Raw genomic sequence first — 24801 nt, forward strand, 5'->3', positions numbered from 1 at the left:
CCGCCGCGTGGGCAGCACCGGATTTTCCTGCCACGTCATCGGCCTGCAGCAAGTACGTCCAGATGGGCTCGCGCCGAATCCGAGAAGCTGTCCAGAAGGGCCTTGCCCTTGGCTGCCGTAGCGAGCGACGGACGTCCGATGACGCCGTTGGTCGTGTAGCCCGCCATGCCCACAGTCAGCAAGTGCGGGCGTACGGGAGCCGAGTGGTCGTCCTGGTCGATTCCATCGCGCACCAAGTGCGGGGCGCCATGCAGCAGCAGCGACACTTCGAATTCACCACCGTGCATGTCCTCCGCTCCGCTGCTCTGCAACTTTGCGTCCTCGCGGGCCTTCGCACGGTCGTGGCTGACCGGGAAAAGGGCTACGCGCGGGCCGCTGACGTTGATCTCCTGGACGACGTTCTGCAAGACGTAGTTGCCGCCATGTCCGTTGACGACAAGGAGCCCGGGAACTCCGGAGGCTTCGAGTGAGCGCCATATGTCATGGACCATCGCGTACAGGGTTCCGGCACCGATGCTCACCGTTCCGTGCATCGGGGCGTGCTCGTGCGAGCAGGAGATCGTGATGGGTGGCAGCAGGAACAGGCCGTGGTCGTCGGCAAGACGGCGGGCGATCAGGCAGGCGATGGCAGTGTCCGTGACCAGTGGCAGGTGATCGCCGTGCTGCTCGAAGCTGCCGACAGGAAGGACCGCGACGGCCGGGCCGCGCTCGCGCTCGTCACCGGAAGTGGCTTGCGTGATCAGATCATCCATGATCACAGCTTTGCGCATCGACTCCGCTCCCGTCACGCCGCCAGTTGATCCCTGACTGAATCGAACCTTTCGAAGAACGTCGCGACGACGGGCACGGACCGTCGGCTTTCGACGGCCGTCGCCAACAACGAAAGCTCCGCCACGGTGCGGGCCGAGCGCGTGTGCACGACGATCGCGAGTGCTGTCATCGCGGCTTCCGCGCCCGGTTCGATGTCCCCTGCACGCACGTGGGCGCGGGCCAATCGGGCGAGGTAGACACTGCGGTCGTTGCGGTAGACAGGCGCGAGAGCTGCCAATTGGGCCTGGAGGAGTTCGACAGCTCGATGAGGCTGTCCGAGGTCGATCCAGCAGTTGGCTCGCTGGATCTCGATGTACGTCGGTGTGCAATACGAAATATCGACTGTGCCAACCGCCGTATCCGGCTCGGCGGCGAGCGAACGAGCTTCGTCGAACTTGGCGAGGGCAGCCCTCGGGTTGCGCAGCAGTGCGTGTCCCTGGGCTTCCTGCTGCGCTGCCAGCGCGGTGAGCCGTGGCCCGAGTGCAGGGATGCGCTGTGCAGCCCGCGCGAGCCCAACGGCCCTGTTGCCGCTGGCACGGGCAGTCGCCTGATTGCTCTTGCGGAAGAGGATGTAGGCCTGCAAGGGGCCGTCGCCCACTTCCTGAGCCCATTCCATCGAGCGGTCCGACCAGTACTCCGCGGACCGGAAGTCACCGCGATCCTGATGCAACCAGCCCAAGAATTCCGCCACCCTGCTGCCTGTACTCAGCAGCGCTCGACGCGGTGAGCCTGTCGACGACTCCAGCAGACGGGAGATCGTCTGCACATGCCGAATGACAGGAGGGAGGCTGTACGGAGTGCCGAAGTAGTTGGCGCCTTCGTAATGCTGGGGCAGCTGGCTCTCGATCAGGCCCACGACGAACTCGGGCTCGGGGAGCTCGCCGTCCGCCCACGACGCCCGGAGGCTGTCGGGGGATGCGTCTGCCGACAGCGACATCACGCTCGGGGATGCCGGTACCGAGGGGGCAACGCCCTCGTCCGGCTCCCACTCCCGCTGCGCCAGTCCCAGCATGCGGCCCGGGATGCGCAGCCCGTCGGCGATGCGCTCGACGACTCGAAGGTTCTCGACTTCGCGTTGTCCCTTGAGGATCTCGGTAGCCCGGCTGGGCGTCATCTCACAGCGGCGGGCAATGAGCGCGGGATAGACGCCGGCACGCTTGGCCAGCCGGAAGATCGTGCCGAAGTCGCGTGCCCTGCAGGCGTCGATCATCTCCTGGCTGTTGAGCAGATGCGGAGAGAGACCCGCAGGAGGCTCGTACTTGGGCATGAACAACGCTCCGGTGAGAGACGGAAACACGTCGGGGCGGCGTACCCACGGATGTTACCCACGGTGGGTCCTCACGCTGATGTCGTCCGGCGAACCGCTCCTCGCGATGCTGATCGGCATGGAGACCTTGTCGGGAGCGGCGAACGAGCGGGAGGTGAAGCGGCGTTGGACACGCAACCCCCGGTGCGTCGGCGAGGCGAGAGCCGAGCTTCGCAAGGTCCTGGCGGCCTGGCAGCTGCTGCACCTGGAAGACGCAGCGCTCCTGGTGCTTTCCGAACTGCTCACGAACGCGGTGAGGCATGCCCGTACCTCGCCGGGGCGTGAGATCGAAACCAGCTTCCGCCACGAAGGCGACAGTGTGCGGATCGCGGTTGACGACGCCGACTCCGAGCGCTGGCCGAATCCGCACGGCCAGCAGGGCGAAGGAGGACGCGGGCTCCTCCTGGTGAACGTCTTGGCGGACCGCTGGGGTGTGAGCCGGCGGTGCGGTGTCGGCAAATCGGTCTGGGCAGTCCTGACAACGGCATGGGAAAGGTGTAATTGATGCTCTTGCTCGCCTACATGGTCGAAAACGGGGACCTCGTCATCCTCAACGGACACCCCCGGCGGGTGAAGACCATTCGGACGGAACGGCAACCCGACGGCCGTGACGACATCGTCATGGAGTTCGGGGACGGTCATCCGCTGCGGCTCGGTGCAGAGGACACGGTCAGTGTCCGGCTCAGCAGTCGTTCAGGTCAACTTCCCCGAGTGCGCCATCCAGCCCATCCCCAAGAAGCCGGGCAGCTGACCGGCGAAGCCTGAACGCCGTACGCTGCCGGGCACGGGAGGTACGACGTGACCGAGTGGATCGACCCCAGGTACGAGGCGCTCGTGCGAGCGATGCGTACGGCTCAGGCCGAGGCGGCACAAGGCAAGAGTGGACGGCCCGCGGTGGTTCGGGGGTTCATCCTCCCCGAAGAAGGCGCGGAGTCCGAGTAGTCCCCATCGCCGGCCCCGCCCCGTACCTACGCCAACAACAACCCCCGGTCCCACCCCGTCCCCGGCGCCGCATCCGTGGCAAAGGTGTGCAAGGCCAGTGCCACCCCCGCCGCACCCGTCAGGAAACCCGCCGGGTCGCTGGTGAGGGTGCCGTGCGGGGCCGGCGGGACGAGGCCGAACGGGGTGTCCGGCGCCGCCAGTTCCAGGATGCGGTCGGCCAGCCAGGGCAGGGCCGCGCGCAGGGCCGGGTCGTCCGTGTCCGTCGCCATGCGCCACGTGGCCTGGAGCAGGCCGCTCCAGCCGTGGCACAGGCCCGCGTCCTCCAGACGGCCGGGCGCACTGGACTCGTGGGCGCGCCGGGCGTCCGTCAGCGCAGCGCGCAAGGCGGTCACGGCCGTGTCGCGCCACTCGGGGACGTCCAATGCGCGTCCCGCCAGGTACAGGGACCGCGCGATGCCGGCCGTCCCGTAGCACCACGACGGCCTGCCGGGCGTCGTGTTCCTCGCGACGACGTCGCCGTCGGGGCCGAGCACCATCGTGCGGGGCCACCACGGGCCCTCGCCGTCGGTGAACTGCCGGATGTCCATGAGCCATTGGGCCATGGCCCGGATCGCCCCGTCCTGTCCGGCGACGGTCACCCCCGCCTCCCGCGCCAGGGCCAGCAGGGCGAGCGGGCCGGGAACCCCATGGGCCAGGCCCACGTTGGCGTGCCCCGTCTCCGCTGTGGCCGGGGCGAGGCCGTTGCGGAGTTGGGCGGTCCACCAGCCGGGCAGGACGCAGCCGTCGATGTGCAGTGGTTCGGTCAGGCCGGTGAGCGTGGTCAGGACCTCGGCGAGCGCGTCCGCGCTGCGGTCGGGGTCGTCGAGGAGGTGGGCGCCCAGGCCTGTCAGGCCGGAGATGACGTCGTACGTGCCGATCGTCACGCACACGCCATCCTGCGGGCGGCGCCCCCGTTCCCAGGCCGCGAGTGCGCGGGCGAACGTCCCGACCTGGTCGGCGAGCCGGTCGGCGGCCTTCAGCGGCCGGCCGGCGATCAGGGCCGCCCGGGTGAGGGCGAACGACAGTGCGGGGACGCCCCGGTAGAGGCCCGGGGCCACGTCGCCCGAGGCGGTGCGGGCGCAGGCCACGGCCTCGCTCAGCCAGCGGTGAGCGGTGCCGGCATCACCGGCCTCCAGGTGGAGCAGGGCGATGCCCGGCAGGCCGTCGCTCAGGGTCAGGGCGTGCGCGGAGTCCGGTGGTTCCGGCAGGAGTCGGCACACCTTGTCGGGGTCCGCCAGCCGTTGGGCGATGTCCGCGCTCAGGGCTGCTGCCGCACGCTGTTGTGGGTTCACGATCGTGCCCGTTCCCGGTCGAAGTGGGCACGTACGGCCGTACGCGCCAGGGCGAGCGACTCCTCCTCGGCCTTGCGCACCGTGCCCGCCAGGCGGTTGTGGTGCATGTGCAGCAGCGCCGCGACCGTCGTCGCCTCGCTGCCCCACGCCGCGTTGCCGAGCTCGCGCAGCCGCGCCCCGTAGGCGGCGACGGCGGGACCGCGGCGGTCCCAGATGCGCAGCAGTTCCGCTCCGCCGGGCAGCCGGGCGAGTTCGTGCCAGTCGCCGTCCGGGGCGATGATCCGGCGGGCCTCGCGCCGGAGGGCCATGGGGGCGGCGCGGTGTCCCTCGGGGCCTTCGCCGTCGAGGAGTCGGAGAGCCGCCTCCCCTCTGCTGCCACCCGACTCGGCGTGGAAACGGTGCAGGACGTCTACATAGTTTGCTGCCGCCAGGACTCGCGGGTCCAAGGTCAAAGTACTGGCGCGAATGAGGTCCAGCTGTTCCAGGCAGGCACGGCTGTCCGCCTCGAAGGCCGCCTCCGCGGCGGCCATGGCCTCGGGCCCGCCGTAGCGCTCCCATTCGGGCTCGTAGCCGTCGATGACCAGGCGGCCGCACAGGCCCTGTCGCCGGAGCTCCCGGTGCCACTGCCCCAACTGCGGCAGCAGCTCCGCACCGTGGAAGCGGAGCCGCAGGTGCGGCGCGGGGTCGCGGTAGCGCAGGAAGAACCAGCGGTCGACGCCCTCGGGCATCCGCTCCAGCAGCTCCGGCACCTCCCGTGCGAGCAGGGCGTCCTGGCGCTCCGGCGAGCAGTACAGCTTGGCGTACAGCCACCGCGAACCGGGGCCGTGCACGGTGCTCGCGCGGGCCGGGCCGAAGGCGGGGGGCGGGGCCGTGCCGGCGGTGGTCCGTACGAGGGGGAAGGCGATCTCGGTGGACCGGCCCCCGGCCCAGCCGTTGCCGTACGCGCCCCCGGCGGGCGGCTCCTGGAGGTACGCGCCCGGGCGGCGCTGCCATTCGTTGCGCAGGAGTTCCAGGTGTGCGGGGTCGTCCAGGTCGAGGGGGATGCGATGGTCGGCGAACACGGAGGCGACGTGCCGGGGCACCCCCGCCCTCGTGCGCCAGCGGGCGAAGCGGCGCCGCCATTCCCCCGGTTCGGTGGCGGGGGCGTGCAGGGCGGGGTCGGCGGGGCGCCAGCGGGCCGCGGCGAGGACGGTCCGGCCGTGCCGGACGCGCGGGAGGCAGGGCAGGGCCTCCGCGGCGCCCCAGTCCCAGGCCGGCCACGCGCCGTCCCCGCTGCGGGCGATCTCCTCCAGGAAACGGGCGAGGTCGGGGGCGTTGCCGCGCGGCAGGAGCATGCTGGGCAGGGTGGGGACGACCTCGCGGCCCAGGGATGCCGACACGAGCGCGAGCCGCCGGGGACCGGCGACGACGGCCAGGTCGGCGAGGGCGAGGGTGTGCGGTGCGGACCGGTCGGTGAACGCGGAGACGCTGATGGTGTGGTCGAGCCACTGCGGGACGGTGGAGACGTTCGCGGCCTTGCCCGTACGGGTCCGGAAGGTCAACTGGGCGCGTATCGCCTCCGGGTTGCGGGTCGGGACGGAGCGTACGACGTCGCCGATGCCCTTGGCGGCGTCGCCCAGGAGGTGCCCGAAGCGGCCGGCGACCGCTCCGGCGACCGCGGACACGCCGCCGACGACCAGGCGGAAGTCGCCGGCCGCCATGGCGTCGACGGAGTCGGCCAGCAGCTCGGCGAGGAGGTCGAAGGACGGGGGCGGCCCGTCATCGGCTTCCGTGGCGCTCAGGGCGGTCAGCAGCTCGTCGTCCAGGACGAGTTCGCGCTCGCCCGCCATCGTCGTCTCCTGGGCGAGGGCGAGCAGCAGCCGGTCGCGCGACGTGGTCGTTCCCTCCTCGTGGGCGGGACCGGTCGCCGGCCCCGGCCCGTAGCCGGCCGGAAGGCCCAGGCCCCGTTCGGGGTCGAGGAGTTCGAGCAGGGGCACGGCCCGGTCCGTGCCGTACCGCTCCAGGAAGTCCGCGTGGAAGGCGCGCATCGGGTGGGGGCCGGGGCGGCCGGCGGCCAGCGCGGCCAGCGTCCGGGCGGCGCTTTCCGCTTCGGCCCGTACGGACTCGGGCAGGCATATGCCGACGTCCAGGGCGAGGTCCACCTGCACCGTGCGCTCGCCCGGCTGGAGTTGCTGCATGCGCGCGGTCAAGGCGGTCAACTCCGCCCGGCCCTGTCCCGGGGGCAGGGCCGCGTAGCCGGTCAGGTCGCGCCGGACCGCGGCGAGTTCGGCGACGATGCGGCGGCTGTCGGCGGGCAGCGTGTCCTCGTGGCCGGCGAGCAGGCCGAGGACGTGGTCGAGGGGATCGGTTCCGTCCAGCGGCGGGCGGAGCTCCGTGAGCAGCATGCCGCGGTGGACGAGTTCCGCGGGCATGCGCTCCACCGCCGCGACGGGCGCGTCGGGGTAGGCGTCGCGCAGGAGCGTCAGCAACTCGGTCCAGGCCAGCGGGGCTGCGGCGAGTTCGAACGTGCGGCGCACGGCCTCCGTGTGCCGCACCGTCACTTCCTGGAGGGGCTGCCCCTGCTCCGCCCTGGGGACGAAGGGGAGGACGAGCCGGTCGCCGCGGACCGTGCACAGGTCGTTCGCGGTGACGCGGAGCCGGGCCAGGACGGCGGGGTCGCGCTCCAGGCGGTCGACGACGCCGGACACCCACCCCATGTCCGCCCGTACGTGTTTGGTGTGACCGGTGCCCCAGCGGGCGGCGGGATCGGGGGCGAAGCCGGCAGTGCCGACGCCCGCGAGCAGGCCGAAGGGGGTGGCGCGGCCGCTCATCCGCAGCCGGTAGCGCGTGACCGCGCGGGCGGCGCGGCGCACCTCCTTGGCCCGCGGGATCCGGCCCTCGGCGACGGTGTCGAGGACGGCCGAGAGGGAGGGGCTGGAGAGGGCGACAGCCTCCCGCAAAAGGGCGTCGGCGGCGGCCTGTTCGAGGACGACGAGGTCCGTGGGTGCCGGGCCGGCGGCTTGCGGCTCCGGCGGCCGTACCGCTGCGCGGAGCAGGACGAGGTCGGCGCAGCCGAATGCCGCGGGAGCGGGGGCCGGGCTCCTGCCGTCGCCGGGTCTTGCCTGGTGCACCGTCAACGCCCTTTCCTCCGCCCACGGTCCGATCAGGCGCCGACGGGGTCGGGGCCCCGCCGGCGCCTCGGTCATCGACTAACAGATGCAGCCCGTCTCCGGGTTGCAGATGCGACCGGTGATCGGACCGCCGTGCGTGACGAAGCCGAGGGCGTCCGCCGCGCCCGTCTCCTCGAAGGACGGAGCGACGATTTCTTCCACATCAAGGTCAAACAGGTTTTCCATGGGAACTTCCTCCTGTTGCCGATGGGCCGGTCCGCTTGATCGGCCGGCCGTGGACGGGACCCTAGAGGCGTTCCGAACTTTCATTCAATAGCCGAGTAATTCTCCGACAAGTTGCCCTAGTTCCGACTCCGCACGTCTTGCCGGAATGTTCAACAGTCCATACACTCGCGCAGTTGCACGCCCGGTCACGGAGCGGGCGTGGCCACCGGCGAGCACTCCTCCTGGTGTTCGCTGGGGATGATTCCGCAGACGGTCACCGACTCCGGCGGGGCGTCGGAGTCCACGGCCAGCATCCGGGTATAGGTGTCGGTGCCCACCCTGATCCGGGCCTCCTCGTTCCGGCCACGCTTGTCCTTGATCTCCACGCCGTCGCCGGCGGTCCCGTTCTCGATGCGTCCCCAGACCGCGTGGCAGGCCGCGCTGTAGCGCAGTTGGATCTGGAGTCCGCGCAGCCATGTCTGGCGGACGGTCTCGCCGTCCCAGTGGCAGTCCATCGCCTGCGGTTCCTGGGACAGGCACCGGTCGCCCGTGCACCGCACCTTGACGGCGCCCGCGGCCGGGGCGGGCGCCGTCGGGGCGTGCCCGCCGGCACCGTCCGCGAGGACCAGCGTGGCGACGCTGCCGGCCGCCGCGCCCACGGCCAGGCACCCCAGGGTCAGCAGACGATTCCGCCAACGGCCCGGCGGGCGCAGCCGGTTCGCGGGCTCCGGCCCCTCCGGGGAAGGGGACGGGCCGGACTCCGCCGTGGCGCGTTCCCAGAGTGCCCGCAAGGCGGCGGGGTCCTCCCCCGCGACGGCGGCGAGCTGCTCGACCGCGACCTCGGTCGGCAGCTGCTTGCCGTTGAGGAACCGTTCCCAGGACGAGCTGCTGTAGTTCGTCCTCTCCGCGAGCCGCCCGTAACTGAGGTTCGACGCCGCCTTGATCCTCCGCATCTCCTCCAGGAGCCGGTCCCGCGGAGCCGGGCCCTCGCCGGTGCTCCGTTTCCCGCCCTTGATCCGTTCTGCACCGCGCATGCGGCGCACCCCCCTTGCCCTCTCGCCTTCGCCCTGCTGAAGCGTGACGAGTATGCAACGGGCGGCCCGGGAGGTCCCAGGGATGCCCCGGGGGCGCATGGGATGCGAAATCCCTTTCACGGCAGGTTTAGCGTGCGGTGACCTTCGCTCGTGAAAGGAACCGTCCTCATGGAAATGCCCATAACCGCCCCTCACCGCATGCGTATTGCATCCACTCTAGTCGGCGCCGTCGCTGCCGCGGCACTGTCCTTCGCCGCGCCCGCCCACGCCGAGGGCGATCCGACGGGAGAGTCGGCCTCGAACAACAACGACACCGTGCTGTCGATGGAGAAGTGCGCCGAGCATTCGGAGGAGTTCCGCTTCCGCTTCTACTACAACTCCGACTTCAAGGGCGCGTGGGTGAACGTCGGCCACCCCGTTTACGACCTCAAGGCCATCGGCCAGGGCGACGGCTCCTACCCCGCCCTGCACTTCTGCGACGGCACGGGCAACGGGGCGGACAAGGACGTCGCGAACGCCGCCGCCTCCGCCTACAACTGGTACAACGCCTTCTGCGGCACCGTGTACTACAACCACGGCTACCGGGGCGCCCAGGACACGATCTTCAGCCGCAGCGGCGCCAACCTGACCGGCACCAGGAACAACAACCGGTCGGTCAACTTCCGCCCCTGCTGGTGACGTCCCGTCCGCGGCCCCGTCAACGCCGCCCGAGGGCCTGTGGGTCGGCCCCGGCCCCTCCCGGCCGGTCCCGGGGTGCCTCAGGGACGCCCGGGACGCCCGTAACCGCCGGTACCGGAATTAGCGTGCGAACGGCCTCCGGCCCCGAAGTGCCACCCGCCGAAAGGAAATCCTTGTGAACACCATGTCCCTCAAGCGCCGCGCGCGCTTCGCCGCCGCCCTCACCGGTGCCGTGGCCGCAGCCGCGCTTTCCCTCGCGAACCCCGCGTACGCCGAGGGAGACCCGTCCGTCGCGGTGGACTCGAACAATGCCGACAGCATCCAGTCGATGGAGCGGTGCGCACCGAGTTCCGACGAGTTCCGTTTCCGCTTCTTCTACCACGCCGATTTCAAGGGTGCGTGGGTGAACGTCGGCCACCCCGTCTACGACCTCAAGTCCCTCGACTTCGGCGTCGGCCACACCGCCCCGCCGCTCACTTTCTGCGGCGACACCGGAGACGGGGGCGGGCAGCAGGTCGCCAACAACTCTGCTTCTGCCTACAACTGGTACGACGGCTACTGCGCCAACGTCTATTACAGCGCCGGTTATCGGGGTCCCATGGACCACATTTCCAGCCGTAGCGGCAGCAACCTGTCCGGCAACACCCGGAACAACAACCGGTCCGTCAATTTCGAGCACTGCTGGTAATACGCATGCGAAGTGTCCGCCGAAACGCCCGCCGGACAGCGGCCGCTCTGACCCTCTTCGCCCTTGCACTCGCAGGGTGTTCGCAGGGCAGGGCAGCCGTACCGGTCTCGCCCGCCGCCCCCTCCTCCCCCGGTACGCGTGCCGGTGGCGACCCCTCCACCTGGACCCTGCCGCTGCTCGCATACCGGCCGACCCGGGAACAGGACAAGAGCATCGCCACCGCCGAGACCACGCTCGTCCGGCAGTGCATGAAGCGGCTCGGGATCGAGTGGGGCCCGGAGCCCGACCTGCCGCCGATCGGGCCCAAGAACCTGCTCGACTGGCGCTACGGCATCCACGACCCCGGACTCACCGCGCGGCGCGGCTACCAGCCCGAGGCCGCGCAAGTGGCCCGCTACGACGCCGCCGTGCGCGCCCAGTCCGCCCGGCCCTCCCCGTCCGTCGACACCCAGGTCGCCCTGGGCGGCACGGACCTGCCCACCGGCCTGCTGGACCAGGCGAGCCCGGAGGTCAGGAACGGCACGCTGGCCGGTCGCAAGCTGCCGCCCGGCGGCTGCTTCGGCGAGGCCCGCCGGACCCTGGGCAGCGCGACCCACGGCGTCTCGCCCCTCGTGCAGAAGCTGACCAACACGTCGTACGGGGAGTCGCAGAACGACCCCCGGGTGAAGGACGCGTTCGGCAAGTGGTCCGCCTGCATGCGGGAGAAGAGCCTGACGTACGCGGCGCCCATGGACGCCAACGACGACCCGCGCTTCCGTCCGGACCCCAAGGGGGTGTCTCCGCTGGAGATTTCGACGGCGCTTGCCGATCTCGCGTGCCGGGACGCCACCAAGGTGGCCGAGGTGTGGCACGACGCGGAGGTGCGGGTGCAGCAGCGGTATGTGCAGGAGAACCAGGTCGCCCTGGCGGGCAGCCGGAAGGCCCTGGATGCGGTTGTGCGCACAGCGCGTGAGGTCAACTCCCGGACGTAGGCGTTCGGGTGCAGGTCGCTCTTGGTTGCTCGCGCAGTTCCCCGCGCCCCTTCGGGGCGCGGCCACCGTCCATCACCTACTCATCGGAGATCACCCCTTGAGACCTCGCAGAAGAGCACGGGTCCCCGTGGTCGCTGCCGCAGTCCTGGCCACGTTCGCCGGGCTGTTGCAGGGCGCTCCAGCGCAAGCCGACCCGGCCCCGACGCCCCCGCCCGCCTCCCCCGACACCGTCGCCCCCGCGAAACGGGGCGACCTCCTCGGCAAGAACTGGAAGAAGTCGTCCGACCGTGCCTGGACGACGGCCGGGGACGCGACCGGCTTCCATGTGCTGGTCGCCGATGCCGCCGCCGGGTACACCTGGCGGACGGTCGCCACGCTGTCGGAGCCGGGCCTGGAGACCGACCAGTGGATCGGCAACGCCTGTGTGACCGGCTCGGGCGAGCGGGCCGTGGTGGTCTACGCCCCGAGGGCGTTCACCAACCGCGGCGACCTCTTCGACCGGGGCGCCTTCACCGCGGTCGTGGACCTGCAGTCGGGGAAGGTGACCAAGCTGCCGCTCAACGCGAGCCTGGCCTACTTCGACCCCGGCTGCGGCGCCGGCGAGACGGCAGTGGTCACGCAGGCCGACGCCGACGGCAAGAGCGAGCAGACCCGGCTCCAGACCGTCGACGCCGCCGCCGGAAAGGTCGTCTCCACGGGCACGGTCGACGGGCAGGCGACGTCCGCCGTCCCCGTCGGCAAGGACGTCATAGCCGCCGCCGGGCCGCACCTGATCAAGGTCGGCCCGGCCGGGAAGGCCGACGTGGTGGCCACCACGCACGGCACCGCCGTGCGGCTGCGCCCGGACGCCGACGGCAACGTCGCCTTCCTGGAACCCGCCAAGGGCGGCACCGTCGGCGTCCGGCAGCTCCGGGGCCGCACCGTCAAGTCCCTGGCCGAGGGCAAGCTGGGCCAGGTCGGCCTGGCGCAGGGCGCGGGCGGAAAGGTCTTCGTGACCGGCCGGACCACGGCGCACGCCGACCTGCCCGCGACGATGCGCCGCATCACCGAGGCACCCGCCCAGGCGGAGCTGTCGACCAACGGTGAACTGGCCGTCTCCCAGGCCACCCCGCAGCACCTCGCGGACAAGGTGGCCTCACCGCTGCAGCGGGCCAGGACCTCGGCCGCCGAGCCCGTCGAGATCAAGGCGACGGCCACCCGCACCGAGAAGCCGGTGGCCTTCACCGTCCCCACCCGGCAGACCCCGGCCCAGGCCGACACCGGCGGAAGGCCCTCGCCGCTGCTCCCGTTCATCGCGGGCGGGAAGAGCACCGTCAAGAAGGCGCTCGCGGCGTCCGGGGCCAAGGCCGCCGACCCGGGCGACCCGTCCACCGACCCGGTGGACGAGGACCGTTACTGCTCGGTGCCGCGCAACGACGTGCACACCCAGGTCCTCCAGCCCACGCCGGCCCAGGTGGAGTGGGCGGCCGACATGGCCGTGCGGGGGCTGCTCACCTCCGACCACATCGGCCGGCCCGCGGACTGGCACCACTCGGGCCTGCCGGCCTGGTCGCCGCAGGGCATGTTCCCGCCGCACGGGCTCGTCACCGGCCCCAACGGCCGGATTCCGGCCCAGGTCATGCTGGGCATCCTGACCCAGGAGTCCAACCTGTGGCAGGCGACCTCGCACGCCGAGCCGGGCGAGTACGGCAATCCGCTGATCGGCAACTTCTACGGCACCGCCATCTACCCCGGACAGACGGGGTATGACCCCAAGCTCATCTGGAAGATCAACTGGGACAAGGCCGACTGCGGTTACGGCATCGGCCAGGCCACCGACGGCATGCGCATCGCCGGGCACCCCAAGGAGCACGAGGTGCTCCTGCCCCCGGACCAGCAGCGGGCCGTCGCCCTGGACTACGCGACCGGCATCGCCTACTCGGTGCGGATCCTGCAGGACAAGTGGAACGAACTGCACACCGCCGGCACCCAGATCAAGCTGAACGACGACGATCCGTCCCGACCGGAGAACTGGTTCGCCGCCGTCTGGGACTACAACGGGGGCCTCAACGTCCGTGGCAGCAACCCGGATCTGCCGAACGCCTGGGGGCTGGGCTGGGCCAACAACCCGTCCAACCCCAAGTACCCCGTGGACCGCGGTGCGTTCCTGGACTACAACCACTACGCGGACGCCGCCCACCCGCAGAACTGGTCCTACGAGGAGAAGGTGATGGGCTGGGGCGCCTACCCCATCGACACCGGGCACTCGTACGACGACAACGGCAACATGAACAAGGGCAACACACACGGGTTCTCCGCGGCCTGGTGGACCAACGCCTCGATGCGCACCGACGCGATCAAGCCGCCGGGCACGACGTTCTGCGACGACACCAACGGCTGCAACCCGTTCAGCCCGCCGGTCTGCCACACCGTCGCCTGCTACAACCAGCACTGGTTCAACCACGACGTCACGTGGAAGAACTGCGGCACCAAGCCGACGGCCCCCAACGGGCCGGTCAGGGAATGCGGCAACGAGTACCTCACGTACAAGACCGTGCGGGGCGAGCCGGGTGACGCCCACCCGAAGAACGGCCCCTGCGACACCGCTTCGCTGCCCGGCGGCACCGTGCTCGTCGACGACGAGCCCGACGACGCGCCGCAGAACCGCTGCGGGTCCCGCGGCTGGAGCAGCAACGGATCGTTCTCCTGGGAGTTCCGCAAGGACGACAAGGGCAGCTACGAGGCCAAGGAGGACCTCCACCAGATCGGCGGCGGCTTCGGCGGCCACTACTGGTTCTCCCACGCCCGTCAGCCCAACGACTGGGACAACTACCTGACGACCAACGGCACCTGGACGCCGCATCTGGGCGATCACGTCTACAAGGTGCAGGCGTTCATCCCCTATCCCTCGCACACCACGAAGAGCGCCCACTACGAGATCACGACCAAGGACGGCAAGGTCCGCGAGCGGGTCGTCGACCAGTCCAGGGCCAACAACGACTGGCTGACCATCGGCTACTTCCAACTGGGCTCCAACGCCAAGGTCTCCCTCTCCAACGTCACCGGCGACTCCACCTCCGGTGAACTGGACGTGGCCTACGACGCGCTCGCGTTCGTGCCGGTGGAGGGGACGTACGAGCACCACACCTTCGACGCGGCGGCGATCTTCGAGAGCAACCAGAACCTGGACACCGACACCCCCTGGCTGATGAAGACGCCTATGCGGACGCGTCAGACCATCTACGACTGGGCGCACTCGCGCATCGACGGCGGTTCGGGCTTCGACGGCCACGGCGGGATGATCGGCCTGGACCACTACAAGGTCTGCCCGGACGGCGAGTTCGACGACCTCTGTGTCGGCCCCGGCATCGCGTCCACGACGAAGTCATGGCAGGCCGACGTCGAGGCGGCCGGGACGGATCCGAACCACCACCCCTCCGAGGCCGACTGGCTGGGATTCGCGATCCCCGCGCCGCCGGCGACGATCGACGAGCACACCTTCGACGACGACCGCTCCTACAAGATCAAGACGCACATCGACACGTCGTACATCGTCGGCCCGGACGGCAGGATCATCCCGGGGTCCGAGGAGGTGACGGACTCGAGCCGGACCGGCAACACCGAGATCGCCCCGTTCGCCCGCAACTTCATCCAGGCGACGGTCAAGGACTACGGCTCCCTCGGCGTCACCCTGCCCGACCTGTCGTTCGACGCCAAGGACGGCAACGTCACCGGACAGACGACCCACGTGGAGAACCCGCTGGTGACCGGCGTCACCCCCGGACAGGCCTACCGTTCGGCCCAAAAGCCGACCGGCATCGACTCCAGCGGCACGTGCGTGACGACGAAATACATCAGCGGCGGCAGCATCGGTTACCGCCCGCTCGACGAGGCGCCCAGCACCGACGCCGACGTCAGCGCCTGGATGAACAAGCTGAAGAGCCTGGCCGACCAGCGGAAGATCCCGGCCGACGTCGCGGACACGGCAGGCGACATCTACAGCCTGTTCTTCCGCAAGCCGGACATCGACATCGCCGGTACGCCCCAGGGCTCGCTGTTCAACATGGCGCCCCCGATCTGGCAGGAGGTCAGCATGGGCTTCTGCGTGGGCGGAACCGTCAAGTCCACGGCCGCTGCGAACATCGACGACAATCCGACGACGGGGATCGTGTACCAGAGCTACATGCCCAACCTGTACCTCTATCTCGACGGTCACATGGTCGACGAGACCGGCCGTCCGACGAGCGGGCCCGTACAGCGCGGCGACTTCAAGTCGTTCTCCAACGTGCCGCCCGGCGACGACCACCACACCGGCTACGGGTCGTGCGGAACCGAGCTCCGGGGCAACGGAGGAAATCCGTGGAGCCTCAAGGCGATGCCGTCCGGCCTTCCCGGCGGCACCCCCACCGTCCCGATGTTCTGTGACGACGGGAGCCACGCCGAGTGATTCCCGGCCCCGGCAGGAACCGCGACAGCGGGCCCTGCCGGGGCTTTCCGCCCGGTCCGGAAGGGAGAATGCAGACCATGGCGCGACGCCCCACACCACCGGAGCTGCTGACGGCACTTCCGCCCCTGCTCTTCCCGCTCGCCGTGACCCTGCCGTCCGGCCTGCCCGCCGGCCAGGTGGTCCTCGCCTCCACGATCGGTGTCTTCCCGGCCGCACTCTCCTGGTGGCTGGGCAACAGGATCCTTGCCCGGCACAACCGGCTGCGCCGTGCAGCGCTCACGGGGTGCGTCTCGACATCCCTGTTCGGCTGCCTGGCCGTGGGCTCCGTCTATTACGGATTCGTCCTCGCGGTCGTCCTCGTCCTCGTCTTCGGACTCCTCGGCCTGCTGAGCCTCTGGGGCACCTGGGCCCTGGCCCGCGACAGGAGATGGGGCGCGGCCATGGCCTCCTTCCCGCTGTGCCTGATCGCGGCCTTCGGGCTCCGCCTCTCCCCCGGCGGAGCGGCGGCGACACTGGCGCATCTGATCGGCTGGACGTGCCTGGCCGTCGCCGTCCTGTTGTGCTCCCTGACGCTCTTCGTACGCCCCGTGCCCAACAGCGCGCCCCCCGGGGGCAGTTGAACGCGCCGTCGCCGGGCCGGTTCCCTGGTACGCACTGAGCGGAACCGGCGCGGACCGGCGCGGAAGGGCGGCTCGTGGACGTACGTGCGGTGGTTGTCGGGGGCGGGTACGCGGGGCTCGTCACGGCCCGGGTGCTGGCCGAACGGTGTGCCGGAGTGACGATCGTCGAGCAGGACACCCTGGGGCCGGATCCGGGTCAGCGCAGAGGCACCCCGCAGAGCCGTCATCCCCACGCGCTGCTGGCCCGCGGCGCGCACATCCTCGAAGACCTCTTCCCGGGCCTGCAGGACGAGTTGACCGACAGAGGCGCCCCCGTCTCGGACTTCGGCCGGTTCCCGATGCTGTATCCGACGGGCTGGTCGCCCCGGGTGCCGACCGGGCTCGTCCTGCAGACCTTCAGCCGTCCGCTCCTCGAAGCCTGCATCCGCCGGCGCGTGCTGGAGGACCGGGCGGTGACCCTGCTCGACGGCACCCGGGTCACGGGAGTCGCCCTCGACGCCCGCCATGAACAGGTGGCCGGCGTACGGACCGAGGGGCACGGCACGCTCCCCGCCGACCTCGTCGTCATCGCCGCCGGGCGGCACTCGCGGCTGCCCGACTGGCTGACCGAGGCCGGGTTCGGCGCGCCCGAAGTCCGCTGCGTCGACGGCAGGTTGTCGTACGTCTCCCGCCTCTACAAGCGCGACACCTCCGCCGACCACACCTGGCAGGCCTCCCTGCAGGCCACCCTCGCGCCCGGCACCGACCGCGGCGGGGCCGTGGTCGCCATCGAGGACGGCCGCTGGCTCGTCTGCCTGCTGGGGGCCGACGGCCGGACGGCCCCCACCGACCCCGACGGCTTCGCCGCCTACGCGGCCGCCCTCGCGAACCCGTACGTCCACCAGATCACCGGAACCGCCGAACCGCTCGGCCCCGCCTACCGCTACGCCGGGCTCGGCAGCGAGTGGCACCGCTACGACCGGCTGCGCCACCGGCCCGCCGGTCTGGTCGTGCTCGGCGACGCGCTCTGCTCGCTCAACCCGCTCTACGGGCACGGCATGACCGTCGCCGCGCAGCAGGCCGTCCTCCTCGGCCGGACGCTCGACGACACCGCCGCGCTCCCCCGCGCCTGCCGCCGCTTCCAGCGGCGGGCGAGCCGGACGCTCACCCTGCCCTGGCTGATGGCGGCGAGCCTGGACCTGGGCTGGCGGCCGGGCCGCAGCCCGCTCCCGGCCGCCCTCGCCCGCCGGATCCTGCACCGGCTACTGCGCCGCATCCCGGACGACCCGGACCTGTACCGGCGCTTCCTCGACGTCCAGCATCTGACGGCGTCCCCCGCCGTCCTCCTGGGCCCGGCCCTGCGGCCCGCCCGTGCCCGCACCGGGAAGACGGCGGAATGAAGACCTCCCCCACGACGGCCTTCCCCGTGAAGACCTTCCCTCCCGCAGGCCACGTCCTCTACCGGCTGCCCGCCTGCGCCCCGGCCCCCGCCCGCATCCGCGAACTCGACGACGCGGTCATGGCGTGGGCCGACGGACCCGCCGAGCGCGACCGCCTGTCGGCCACGCGCGCCGGGGAACTCATCGTCCGCGCCTACCCCGGACTGCGCGAGGACCGGGCGGCGCCCCTGGCCGGCTGGTTCGCCTGGCTCTTCCTCGTCGACGACCTCCACGACCCCGACGGGACGGCCGACGCCGGCGTCGCCTCGCGGCTGCTCGGCACGCTCGTCCCGGAGCCCGGCCCCGTCCCCGACGGACCGCCGCTCGTCCGGCACCTGGCGCACGTCTGGCAGCGCATCGCCCGCACCCAGAGCCGGTGGTGGCGCATGCGGTTCCTCACCCACACCATGCACTTCCTCTCGGCCTTCCGCTACGAGGCCCTCTACCGGCGGCACCGGCGCACCCCCGCACTCCGCGAATACGTCCAACTGCGCCGCGCCTCCGGGTCCGTGACCTCCTGCCTCGACCTCCTCGAATTCGCCACCGGAAGGGAGATACCCCCGCTGCTGCACGAGACCGATCAGCTGCGCGGCATGTTCACCAGGGCCACCGACGTCGTGGTGTGGGTGAACGACGTGGTCTCGCTGGAGAAGGAGCTGCACCTCCGCGAGAGCGTCAACGGAGTGCTCGTGCTGCAGCGCCAGTTCGGGCTCACTGTGCAGGAGGCGGTGAACCGCGTCTACGGCAAAGTGGCCGCCGACGTCCACGCCTTCCATGCGCACGAGCGGGAACTGCAGCGCATGTGCAGCAGCTGGCCGGGGCTCACCGGGCGGGATCTGACGGCCCTGACCGCGTTCACCGACGGCATGAAGGCCTGGATGCGCGCGAACCTCGACTGGTCGGCCCACTGCGCACGTTACCGGCACCGGCAAGCAGCCCCGTGACCCCGCGACAGCAGGAGGCGTCATGAGCACCTTCACCACCGGCACCGCCCCCGGCGCGCTCCCCGGCCTCGGCCACATGTGGCCGCTGCTGCGCGACCCCACCGCCTTCCTCGCCTCCCTCCCGGCCCACGGCGACCTGGTGGAGATCAGGCTCGGCCGGGAACGGGCCTACGTGCCCTGCCACCCCGAGCTCCTGCGGCACGTCCTGACCGACGACCGCACCTTCGACAAGGGCGGCGCCTACTACGACCGGGCCCGGGCCATGGCGGGCAACGGCGTGGCCACCTGCCCGCACCGGGACCACCGCAGGCAGCGGCGGCTCATGCAACCGGCATTCCACCACGACCAGTTGAAGGCGTACGCGGCGGTGATGGAGCACGAGACGGCCGCGCTCGCCGCCTCCTGGGGGGACAGCGAGGTCATCGACGCCTACCCCGTGCTGTACGCCCTCGCGCTGCGCACGGTGACCCGCACCCTCTTCGCCGCGCACGTGGACGAGGCCGTGGTCGAGGAGATCCGGCAGTCCTTCGAGACGGCCTTCAGCGGGTTCTTCCGCCAGATGTTCATGCCGCCGGCCGTGCGCCGCCTGCCGCTCCCCTCCAACCTGCGCCACCGGCGGGCGCTGCGGCACCTGCACGACACCGTCGAGGCGATCGTCGCCGCCTACCGGCGCGACGGGGCCGGCCAGGGCGACCTGCTGTCCGTGCTCTTCTCCTCCCGGGACGAGGACGGCGGCGTACTGACCGACGCCGAGATCCACGACCAGGTCGTGACCGTGCTGGCCGCCGGGACCGAGACCGTCGCCGCCACCCTCACCTGGGCCCTCCAGCTGCTCTCCGGCCACCCGGAGCAGGAACGCAGGCTCCAGGCCGAGGCCGACGCCGTCCTCGGCGGGCGGCCCGCCCGCCGGGACGACATCGCCCGGCTCCCCTTCGCCGCACGCGTCGTCCACGAGACGGTCCGGCTCCATCCGCCCGGCTGGCTGTTCACCCGGGTCACCTCGGCGGAGACCGAACTGGCCGGGCGGCGGCTGCCCCCGGACACCACGGTCGTCATCGCCCCCACCACCGTGCACCGCCGCACCGGGGCGTACGCCCGTCCCCTGGACTTCGACCCGGACCGCTGGCTGGACGACCGGGCCGCCACCCTGCCGCGCGGCGCCTTCCTGGGGTTCGGCGCCGGGGCGCGCAAGTGCATCGGCGACGACTACGGCATGGCCGAGTGCGTACTGGTGCTGGCCACGATCGCCGGCGGCCGGACCGTGCGCGGCGTGCCCGGCGCGGACACCCGGCCCGCGCCCCTGTCGGCCTTCCACCGCCCGCGCCAGCTGCTGCTGCGCCTGGACCGGCGCGCGAACACGGCGTCGTAGCACGGCCGTTGCCGCGCCTGTGCCACACTTCGCTCACCCAGAACCGGCCACGCCGCACCGGCGTCGTCCGCTGGGAAGCGCAGGACCGACCACGGGGGGCGTGCGGTGAGCGGCAGCGAGATCTCCTTCGCCGGCAACTACCACGACATGTGCCATCAGTACGGCACCGAGTCCGGATTCCAGTTCGAATTCTATTGCTCGCGCTGTCAGGACACCTGGCGCTCGCCCTTCGAGCCCTACCGGGGCGGGCGCCTGGCCGGCTGGCTGAACAAGGGGGTCGGGGCGGCATCGGGGCTGCTCGGGTCCGTGGTGAGCGAGGTGTCCACCGCCGCCGAGGGGCTGGCGGGCTCCAGCTGGGGCAGGTCGCGCGACGCCGCGTTCCAGCGTGCCATCACCGCGGCCGAGGGGCACTTCAACCGCTGCGCGCGCTGCGCCTCGTACGTGTGCGGGCGCTGCTGGAACACCGGACAGGGCCTCTGCCTGCACTGCGCGCCCGACACGGCGGGCGAGATGATGGCGGCGCAGCAGCGCGGGCTCAACGACCAGGTGGCGCAGCGCGCCTACGACGAAGGGCAGCGGCGCGGCCAGGAGCACGACGCGGAGACGCCCCGGCAATTGGTGTGCCCCCAGTGCCGCACCGAGACACACGGCGGCCGGTTCTGCATGGGCTGCGGCCACGAGCTGGCGCAGCAGTCGGCGTGCGCGGGGTGCCGGGCGCCGCTGCCGGACGGCGCGGCGTTCTGCCCGGGGTGCGGACAGCGGCGGTAGGCGGGGGTTGGGACACCGGGCCCCTAGGGCCTGTCCGATGGGTCAGTGCGGGCCCCGCGGCGTCCGGTGCGGTGCATCGCAAGGCGGAGCATCATCCGCGTACTGGGCGTACTCGGGTGATGCGACAACGCGGCGAGGTGCCGTGCCGGGCGTCGCGGGGTCTGTGCTGACCCATCGGACAGGCCCTAATAACCGGAGCGGCCCCGGATCCCGCGGACATCCGCGCGATTCTCCCCCGTGTGGCCCTGATTCCTTACCGAATGGAGCAGTAGAACTACGCAGCGGATGCTCCGGCCGGGGTGGCGGGTGAATCTCTGAAGCGAAGGAGGTACACCCAATGAAGTCAATTCGTACCGCTCTCTGTGGAACTCTGACGGCTGTCGCCCTGTGCGCGGCCCCGGCCGCATACGCCCTCAGTCCCGCCCAGGCCGAGGCCCGTCTCGTCCAGGCGGGCCAGGACCATCGTTGCGACCACGGCTGCGGCGACCACGACCGTGACAACGGCCGTGACGACGAAGGCCGGGACGAGGACCACGGCCGTGACGACAACGGCCGCGACGAGGACCACGGGCGTGAGGACCACGGCCGCGACCACGACCACGGGCGTGAGGACCACGGCCGCGACCACGACCACGGGCGTGAGGACCACGGGCGTGGCGAGGACCACGGCCGGGACCACGACCACGGCCGCGGTGAGGACCACGGGCGCGACCACGGCGGCCGTGACCACGGTGGCCGGGACCACGACCACGGCCGTGACAACAGCCGTCCGCACGGTCACAACCACGCGGGCGGCGGCGCCACCGCGATCACCCCGGCCGCGGAGTCCTCTCCCGACGCCTCGACGCTCGTCCTCGCGGGCGGCGCCACGGTGGCCCTGGCCGGTGGTCTGATCTGGAACCGCCGCCGCGCCGCGGCCAAGCGGTGACGGGAAGCGAACCGGCACCATGTCAGAAGCGCGCACAGGTGGTTTCGGCCGCCTGCTGACCGGAGCGGCCTGGACGGCACTGCTGCTGGCCCTGTGGCTACGCGGCCACGACATCGCCGAGGAGCCGATATCCCCGGCTCCGCGGACCGGTGACGCCGCCGCGGCCCGCTCCCCCGCGCGCACCGGCCTGCCCCCGGCACGCGATCCGTTGCCGGGGGCAGGCCCCCAACAGCTGGCGATCGACGCCATCGGCCTGACGGCCCCCATCGAGGGCCACGGCCTCGACCCGCGCGGCGGCGTCGAGACGCCGCCGTACGACAGGCCCAACTCCGTGGCCTGGTACCAGGGCGGTCCGCAGCCCGGCAGCGAGGGCGCCGCCATCCTGGTCGGGCACGTGGACACCGACAAGGCCCCGGCGGTCTTCTACGAGATCCGCTTCCTCAAGCCCGGCACCTCGATCACGGTGACCCGCGCCGACGGCACCACCGCCCGGTTCACGGTGGAGGACGTCGCCCTCGTCGACAAGGACCACTTCGACGACGACAAGGTCTACGGGCCGCACGACGCGGGCCGCGCCGAACTGCGCCTGATCACCTGCGGCGGCAACTACGACCGCGCGCACCACGAGTACGCGGCCAACGTGGTGGTCTCCGCCTATCTGACGGGGGCCGCGAAACCGGCACCCAAGACACCTCCGGCACCCCCGGCGCCGCCTGCACCGCCGCCCCCGGCACCCCCCGCGCCGCCCCGGGTTCCCCAGCCGCCCGAACAGGGCGAGGAGGCCTGACCGCCTTTCCCGGAACGGCAGTTCGCAAACCTGACAGACTATCGACCGGCCCCCGACCACGGCGTGTCCCCGACCGCCGCAGGTCAGGGGCCGGTTCGCTGCTGAACGGACCGGTTGCACGCACTCGGCCGACGCATATACGGCTGATAGAAGAGTCACTCTCGCCCCGCGTCGAAATGAGAGTGCGCATGCTGCTCGAACAGGTCTATCAGGACGCCCCCACCGTCCGGTCGGGAAAACACCGCACGACGGTCAACGAATTCACCGACCAGATACCCGCGCTGCGCCCGGAGGTTCTCCGGGAGGCCACCGAACGGCTCATGGAACTGGGCAAGTTCGACAGCGACAAGATTCTCGTCGAGGAGGACAAGGGCGCGATACTCGGCGGGGCCGTCTCCCTCGCGGCCGGCCTCCCGCTCGCCGTGGCCCGCTGGTACACCTACGACGTCGGGCACAACTCCATCCCGGTGCCCATCGACAGCGAGTACTTCAGCGGAACGCTCCACGTCAACGGCATCGAGCCGGGCGACCGCGTGACGATCGTCGACGACACGATCAGCACCGGCGGCACGCTCATCGCCCTCGTCGAGGCCGTGCAGGCCGCGGGCGCCACGGTCTCCGAGGTGCTGGTCGCCGTGGAGAAGCCCCAGAACGGCGGCCGGGAGAAGGTCGAGGAGCGCTTCGGCATCGACGTCAGGACGCTCGTCAGAATCGCGGTGGACGACACCACCCACCGCGCGTACGTCCTTGACTGACGCACCGTCATATTTCTGCGCCCGACCGAACCGCCGAAGGAGTGCCCCAGCCCATGCCCAGCCACCAGGGCCCGGTCAAGCCCACCGAACTCCACGAACTGACGCACCTCGCCGAGCCGGGAGCCGCCCGGATCTTCGCCAAGTGCGAGTTCCTGAACCCCACCGGCAGCCACAAGGACCGCGTGTTCTCCTACATGCTCGACGAGCTGGAGAAGCAGGGCCGGATCAGCCCCGGCATGACCCTCGTCGAATGCTCCACCGGAAACGGCGGGGCCGCGCTCTCCCGTGTCGGCAGGGACCGCGGATACAAGATCGCCATCATCATGCCGGCCGGCATGACCGAGGAACGCCGCAAGCAGATCGAGACGTTCGGCGCCACCATCATCGAGACCTCCCAGGACGGCTTCCTCCTGGAGAGCGAGGACACCGCGCGGCAGTACGTCGCGGACCACCCCGGCAGCCACTTCCTCGACCAGTCGACCAACGAGCTGAACTGGCGTTCCTGGCGCAGCTGCGGCACCGAGATCGTCGCCGGGATGAAGGAACGCGGGCTCGTGCCCGGCCACTTCATCTGCTCCGTCGGCACGGGCGGCACCTTCACCGGCATCGCCGACGTCCTCAAGGCCGAGTACCCGGACATCGTCACCACCGCGGTGGAGGTGGACCGTTCGGCCGCCCTCTACGCCAAGCGCAAGGGCCTGCCCTTCGAGCACCACGCGCACAACATGATGGGGCTGGGGCCGGGCAAGGTGCCGTCCAACCTCCGCGAGGAGCTGGTCGACGAAGTCGAGCTGATCACGGGCGACGACGGCTGGACGACGATGAAACGCCTGATCGCCGAGGAGGGCCTGTTCACCGGCCCCACGGCGGGCGGCAACATCTTCGCCGCGCAGCGCCTGGCGCGGACGCTGCCGCCGGAAGAGGTGGTGGTCACCGTCCTGTTCGACGCGGCCTGGAAGTACTTCAGCATCTGGGACGGCAAGTACCGCGACTACGAGGCCGCCGGGGAGCGCACGCAGTGACGGGGCCGGGAGAGCGGCTCACCGCGGTGGCCGGGCGGCTGCGGGAGGCCTGCGAGCGGGCCGGGCGGCCGGCGGACGGCGTGGCGCTGATCGCCGTGAGCAAGTTCCACCCGGAGGCGGCCGTCCTCGACGCGCTGGCGACCGGGCACCGGTGCTTCGGGGAGAGCAGGGTGCAGGAGGCGCAGACCAAGTGGCCCGCGCTGCGCGAGCGTCACCCGGACGCCGAGCTGCATCTGATCGGTTCGCTGCAGACCAACAAGGCCGCGGCCGCGGTCGGTCTCTTCGACGTCGTCCACTCCGTGGACCGGCCGAAGCTGGCGGCGGGCCTGGCCGCAGCCATGGAGCGCACGGGCCGGCGGCCGCGCTGCCTGATCCAGGTGGACACCGGCGCGGAGACGCAGAAGGGCGGGGTCCTGGTCGACTCGCTGGCGGCCCTGGTGAAGGAGTGCCGGGACGTCTGCGGACTGCCGCTCACCGGGCTGATGTGCATCCCGCCCGCCGGGGAGGACCCGGTGCCGCATTTCCGGCTGCTGCGGTCGCTGGCGGCCGAACACGGCCTGGACGAGGTGAGCATGGGCATGAGCGCGGACTTCGAGGCGGCCGTCGCCGAGGGCGCGACGATGGTGCGGGTCGGCTCCGCGGTGTTCGGGCCGCGGCCCCGCGCCGGGGTCTGACGGGAGCGGAAGGGGG

22 protein-coding genes are annotated in these 24801 nt (G+C 71.4%); 16 read left to right on the forward strand and 6 right to left on the reverse strand.

Annotation, left to right across the window (positions count from 1 at the left end; translation table 11 throughout):
- Positions 1 to 35: 35 nt before the first annotated feature.
- The gene (locus ACLHRZ_RS25430) at positions 36 to 752 is read right to left on the reverse strand and encodes a creatininase family protein (RefSeq protein WP_490420831.1); all 717 of its coding nucleotides are present in this window, start codon (positions 750 to 752) and stop codon (positions 36 to 38) included.
- Positions 753 to 784: 32 nt separating this feature from the next.
- On the reverse strand, positions 785 to 2077 hold the full coding sequence (locus ACLHRZ_RS25435; RefSeq protein WP_490420832.1) for an NsdA family TPR-like regulatory protein: 1293 nt from the start codon (positions 2075 to 2077) through the stop codon (positions 785 to 787).
- Between the two features lie 79 nt (positions 2078 to 2156).
- On the opposite strand from ACLHRZ_RS25435, the gene ACLHRZ_RS25440 reads away from it, so the two are divergent.
- Together ACLHRZ_RS25440 and ACLHRZ_RS25445 are read left to right on the forward strand one after the other, a co-directional pair.
- Positions 2157 to 2621: an ATP-binding protein gene (locus ACLHRZ_RS25440; protein WP_490420833.1), complete on the forward strand. Its 465-nt coding sequence runs from the start codon at positions 2157 to 2159 to the stop codon at positions 2619 to 2621.
- A complete protein-coding gene (locus tag ACLHRZ_RS25445) occupies positions 2621 to 2881 on the forward strand; it encodes a hypothetical protein (protein WP_490420834.1) in 261 nt (86 codons plus the stop codon). Before ACLHRZ_RS25440 ends, ACLHRZ_RS25445 begins: the two co-directional genes overlap by 1 nt.
- Positions 2882 to 3084: 203 nt before the next feature.
- Here the strand turns inward: ACLHRZ_RS25445 and ACLHRZ_RS25450 are convergent, their stop codons facing one another.
- From ACLHRZ_RS25450 to ACLHRZ_RS25465, 4 genes are all read right to left on the reverse strand, one after another.
- A complete protein-coding gene (locus ACLHRZ_RS25450; RefSeq protein WP_490420835.1) occupies positions 3085 to 4389 on the reverse strand; it encodes a lanthionine synthetase C family protein in 1305 nt (434 codons plus the stop codon).
- Positions 4386 to 7499, reverse strand: a complete 3114-nt coding sequence (locus tag ACLHRZ_RS25455) for a lantibiotic dehydratase (RefSeq protein WP_490420880.1) — start codon at positions 7497 to 7499, stop codon at positions 4386 to 4388. Before ACLHRZ_RS25455 ends, ACLHRZ_RS25450 begins: the two co-directional genes overlap by 4 nt.
- A 78-nt stretch (positions 7500 to 7577) precedes the next feature.
- Complete coding sequence (locus tag ACLHRZ_RS25460) at positions 7578 to 7724, reverse strand: hypothetical protein (RefSeq protein ID WP_490420836.1); 147 nt, start codon at positions 7722 to 7724, stop codon at positions 7578 to 7580.
- 185 nt (positions 7725 to 7909) lie between these two features.
- Positions 7910 to 8737 carry a helix-turn-helix domain-containing protein gene (locus ACLHRZ_RS25465; RefSeq protein ID WP_490420837.1) on the reverse strand — a complete coding sequence of 276 codons (828 nt, stop codon included), beginning with the start codon at positions 8735 to 8737 and terminating at the stop codon, positions 7910 to 7912.
- A gap of 198 nt (positions 8738 to 8935) precedes the next feature.
- Between ACLHRZ_RS25465 and ACLHRZ_RS25470 the strand changes: the two genes are divergently transcribed.
- The 14 genes from ACLHRZ_RS25470 (at position 8936) to ACLHRZ_RS25535 (ending at position 24785) form a co-directional block, all read left to right on the forward strand.
- Complete coding sequence (locus ACLHRZ_RS25470; RefSeq protein ID WP_490420838.1) at positions 8936 to 9415, forward strand: hypothetical protein; 480 nt, start codon at positions 8936 to 8938, stop codon at positions 9413 to 9415.
- A gap of 175 nt (positions 9416 to 9590) precedes the next feature.
- Positions 9591 to 10103, forward strand: a complete 513-nt coding sequence (locus ACLHRZ_RS25475) for a hypothetical protein (protein WP_490420839.1) — start codon at positions 9591 to 9593, stop codon at positions 10101 to 10103.
- A gap of 5 nt (positions 10104 to 10108) precedes the next feature.
- Entirely contained in the window at positions 10109 to 11074 is a 966-nt protein-coding gene (locus ACLHRZ_RS25480; protein WP_490420840.1) for a hypothetical protein, read from the forward strand.
- Positions 11075 to 11201: 127 nt separating this feature from the next.
- Positions 11202 to 15500, forward strand: a complete 4299-nt coding sequence (locus tag ACLHRZ_RS25485) for a golvesin C-terminal-like domain-containing protein (RefSeq protein WP_490420841.1) — start codon at positions 11202 to 11204, stop codon at positions 15498 to 15500.
- Between the two features lie 77 nt (positions 15501 to 15577).
- Complete coding sequence (locus tag ACLHRZ_RS25490) at positions 15578 to 16120, forward strand: hypothetical protein (protein WP_490420842.1); 543 nt, start codon at positions 15578 to 15580, stop codon at positions 16118 to 16120.
- 74 nt (positions 16121 to 16194) lie between these two features.
- Positions 16195 to 17499, forward strand: coding sequence for an FAD-dependent oxidoreductase (locus ACLHRZ_RS25495; RefSeq protein ID WP_490420843.1), 1305 nt, complete (start codon positions 16195 to 16197; stop codon positions 17497 to 17499).
- Positions 17496 to 18482 (forward strand): terpene synthase family protein, encoded by a 987-nt coding sequence (locus tag ACLHRZ_RS25500; protein WP_490420844.1) that lies wholly within the window; start codon positions 17496 to 17498, stop codon positions 18480 to 18482. The genes ACLHRZ_RS25495 and ACLHRZ_RS25500 overlap by 4 nt, the downstream gene beginning before the upstream one ends.
- Positions 18483 to 18504: 22 nt before the next feature.
- Positions 18505 to 19851, forward strand: a complete 1347-nt coding sequence (locus tag ACLHRZ_RS25505) for a cytochrome P450 (RefSeq protein ID WP_490420845.1) — start codon at positions 18505 to 18507, stop codon at positions 19849 to 19851.
- Between the two features lie 105 nt (positions 19852 to 19956).
- Positions 19957 to 20619, forward strand: a complete 663-nt coding sequence (locus ACLHRZ_RS25510) for a double zinc ribbon domain-containing protein (RefSeq protein WP_490420846.1) — start codon at positions 19957 to 19959, stop codon at positions 20617 to 20619.
- Positions 20620 to 20956: 337 nt separating this feature from the next.
- A complete protein-coding gene (locus tag ACLHRZ_RS25515) occupies positions 20957 to 21547 on the forward strand; it encodes a hypothetical protein (RefSeq protein ID WP_490420847.1) in 591 nt (196 codons plus the stop codon).
- A 19-nt stretch (positions 21548 to 21566) separates the two neighbouring features.
- The gene (locus ACLHRZ_RS25520; protein ID WP_490420848.1) at positions 21567 to 22334 is read left to right on the forward strand and encodes a class F sortase; all 768 of its coding nucleotides are present in this window, start codon (positions 21567 to 21569) and stop codon (positions 22332 to 22334) included.
- Positions 22335 to 22522: 188 nt separating this feature from the next.
- Complete coding sequence (locus tag ACLHRZ_RS25525) at positions 22523 to 23089, forward strand: phosphoribosyltransferase family protein (protein ID WP_490420849.1); 567 nt, start codon at positions 22523 to 22525, stop codon at positions 23087 to 23089.
- A 53-nt stretch (positions 23090 to 23142) separates the two neighbouring features.
- On the forward strand, positions 23143 to 24111 hold the full coding sequence (locus ACLHRZ_RS25530; protein ID WP_490420850.1) for a cysteine synthase family protein: 969 nt from the start codon (positions 23143 to 23145) through the stop codon (positions 24109 to 24111).
- On the forward strand, positions 24108 to 24785 hold the full coding sequence (locus ACLHRZ_RS25535) for a YggS family pyridoxal phosphate-dependent enzyme (protein ID WP_490420851.1): 678 nt from the start codon (positions 24108 to 24110) through the stop codon (positions 24783 to 24785). The genes ACLHRZ_RS25530 and ACLHRZ_RS25535 overlap by 4 nt, the downstream gene beginning before the upstream one ends.
- The last annotated feature ends 16 nt before the right edge of the window (positions 24786 to 24801 follow it).

It is taken from the genome of Streptomyces sp. AM25 (assembly GCF_058146165.1).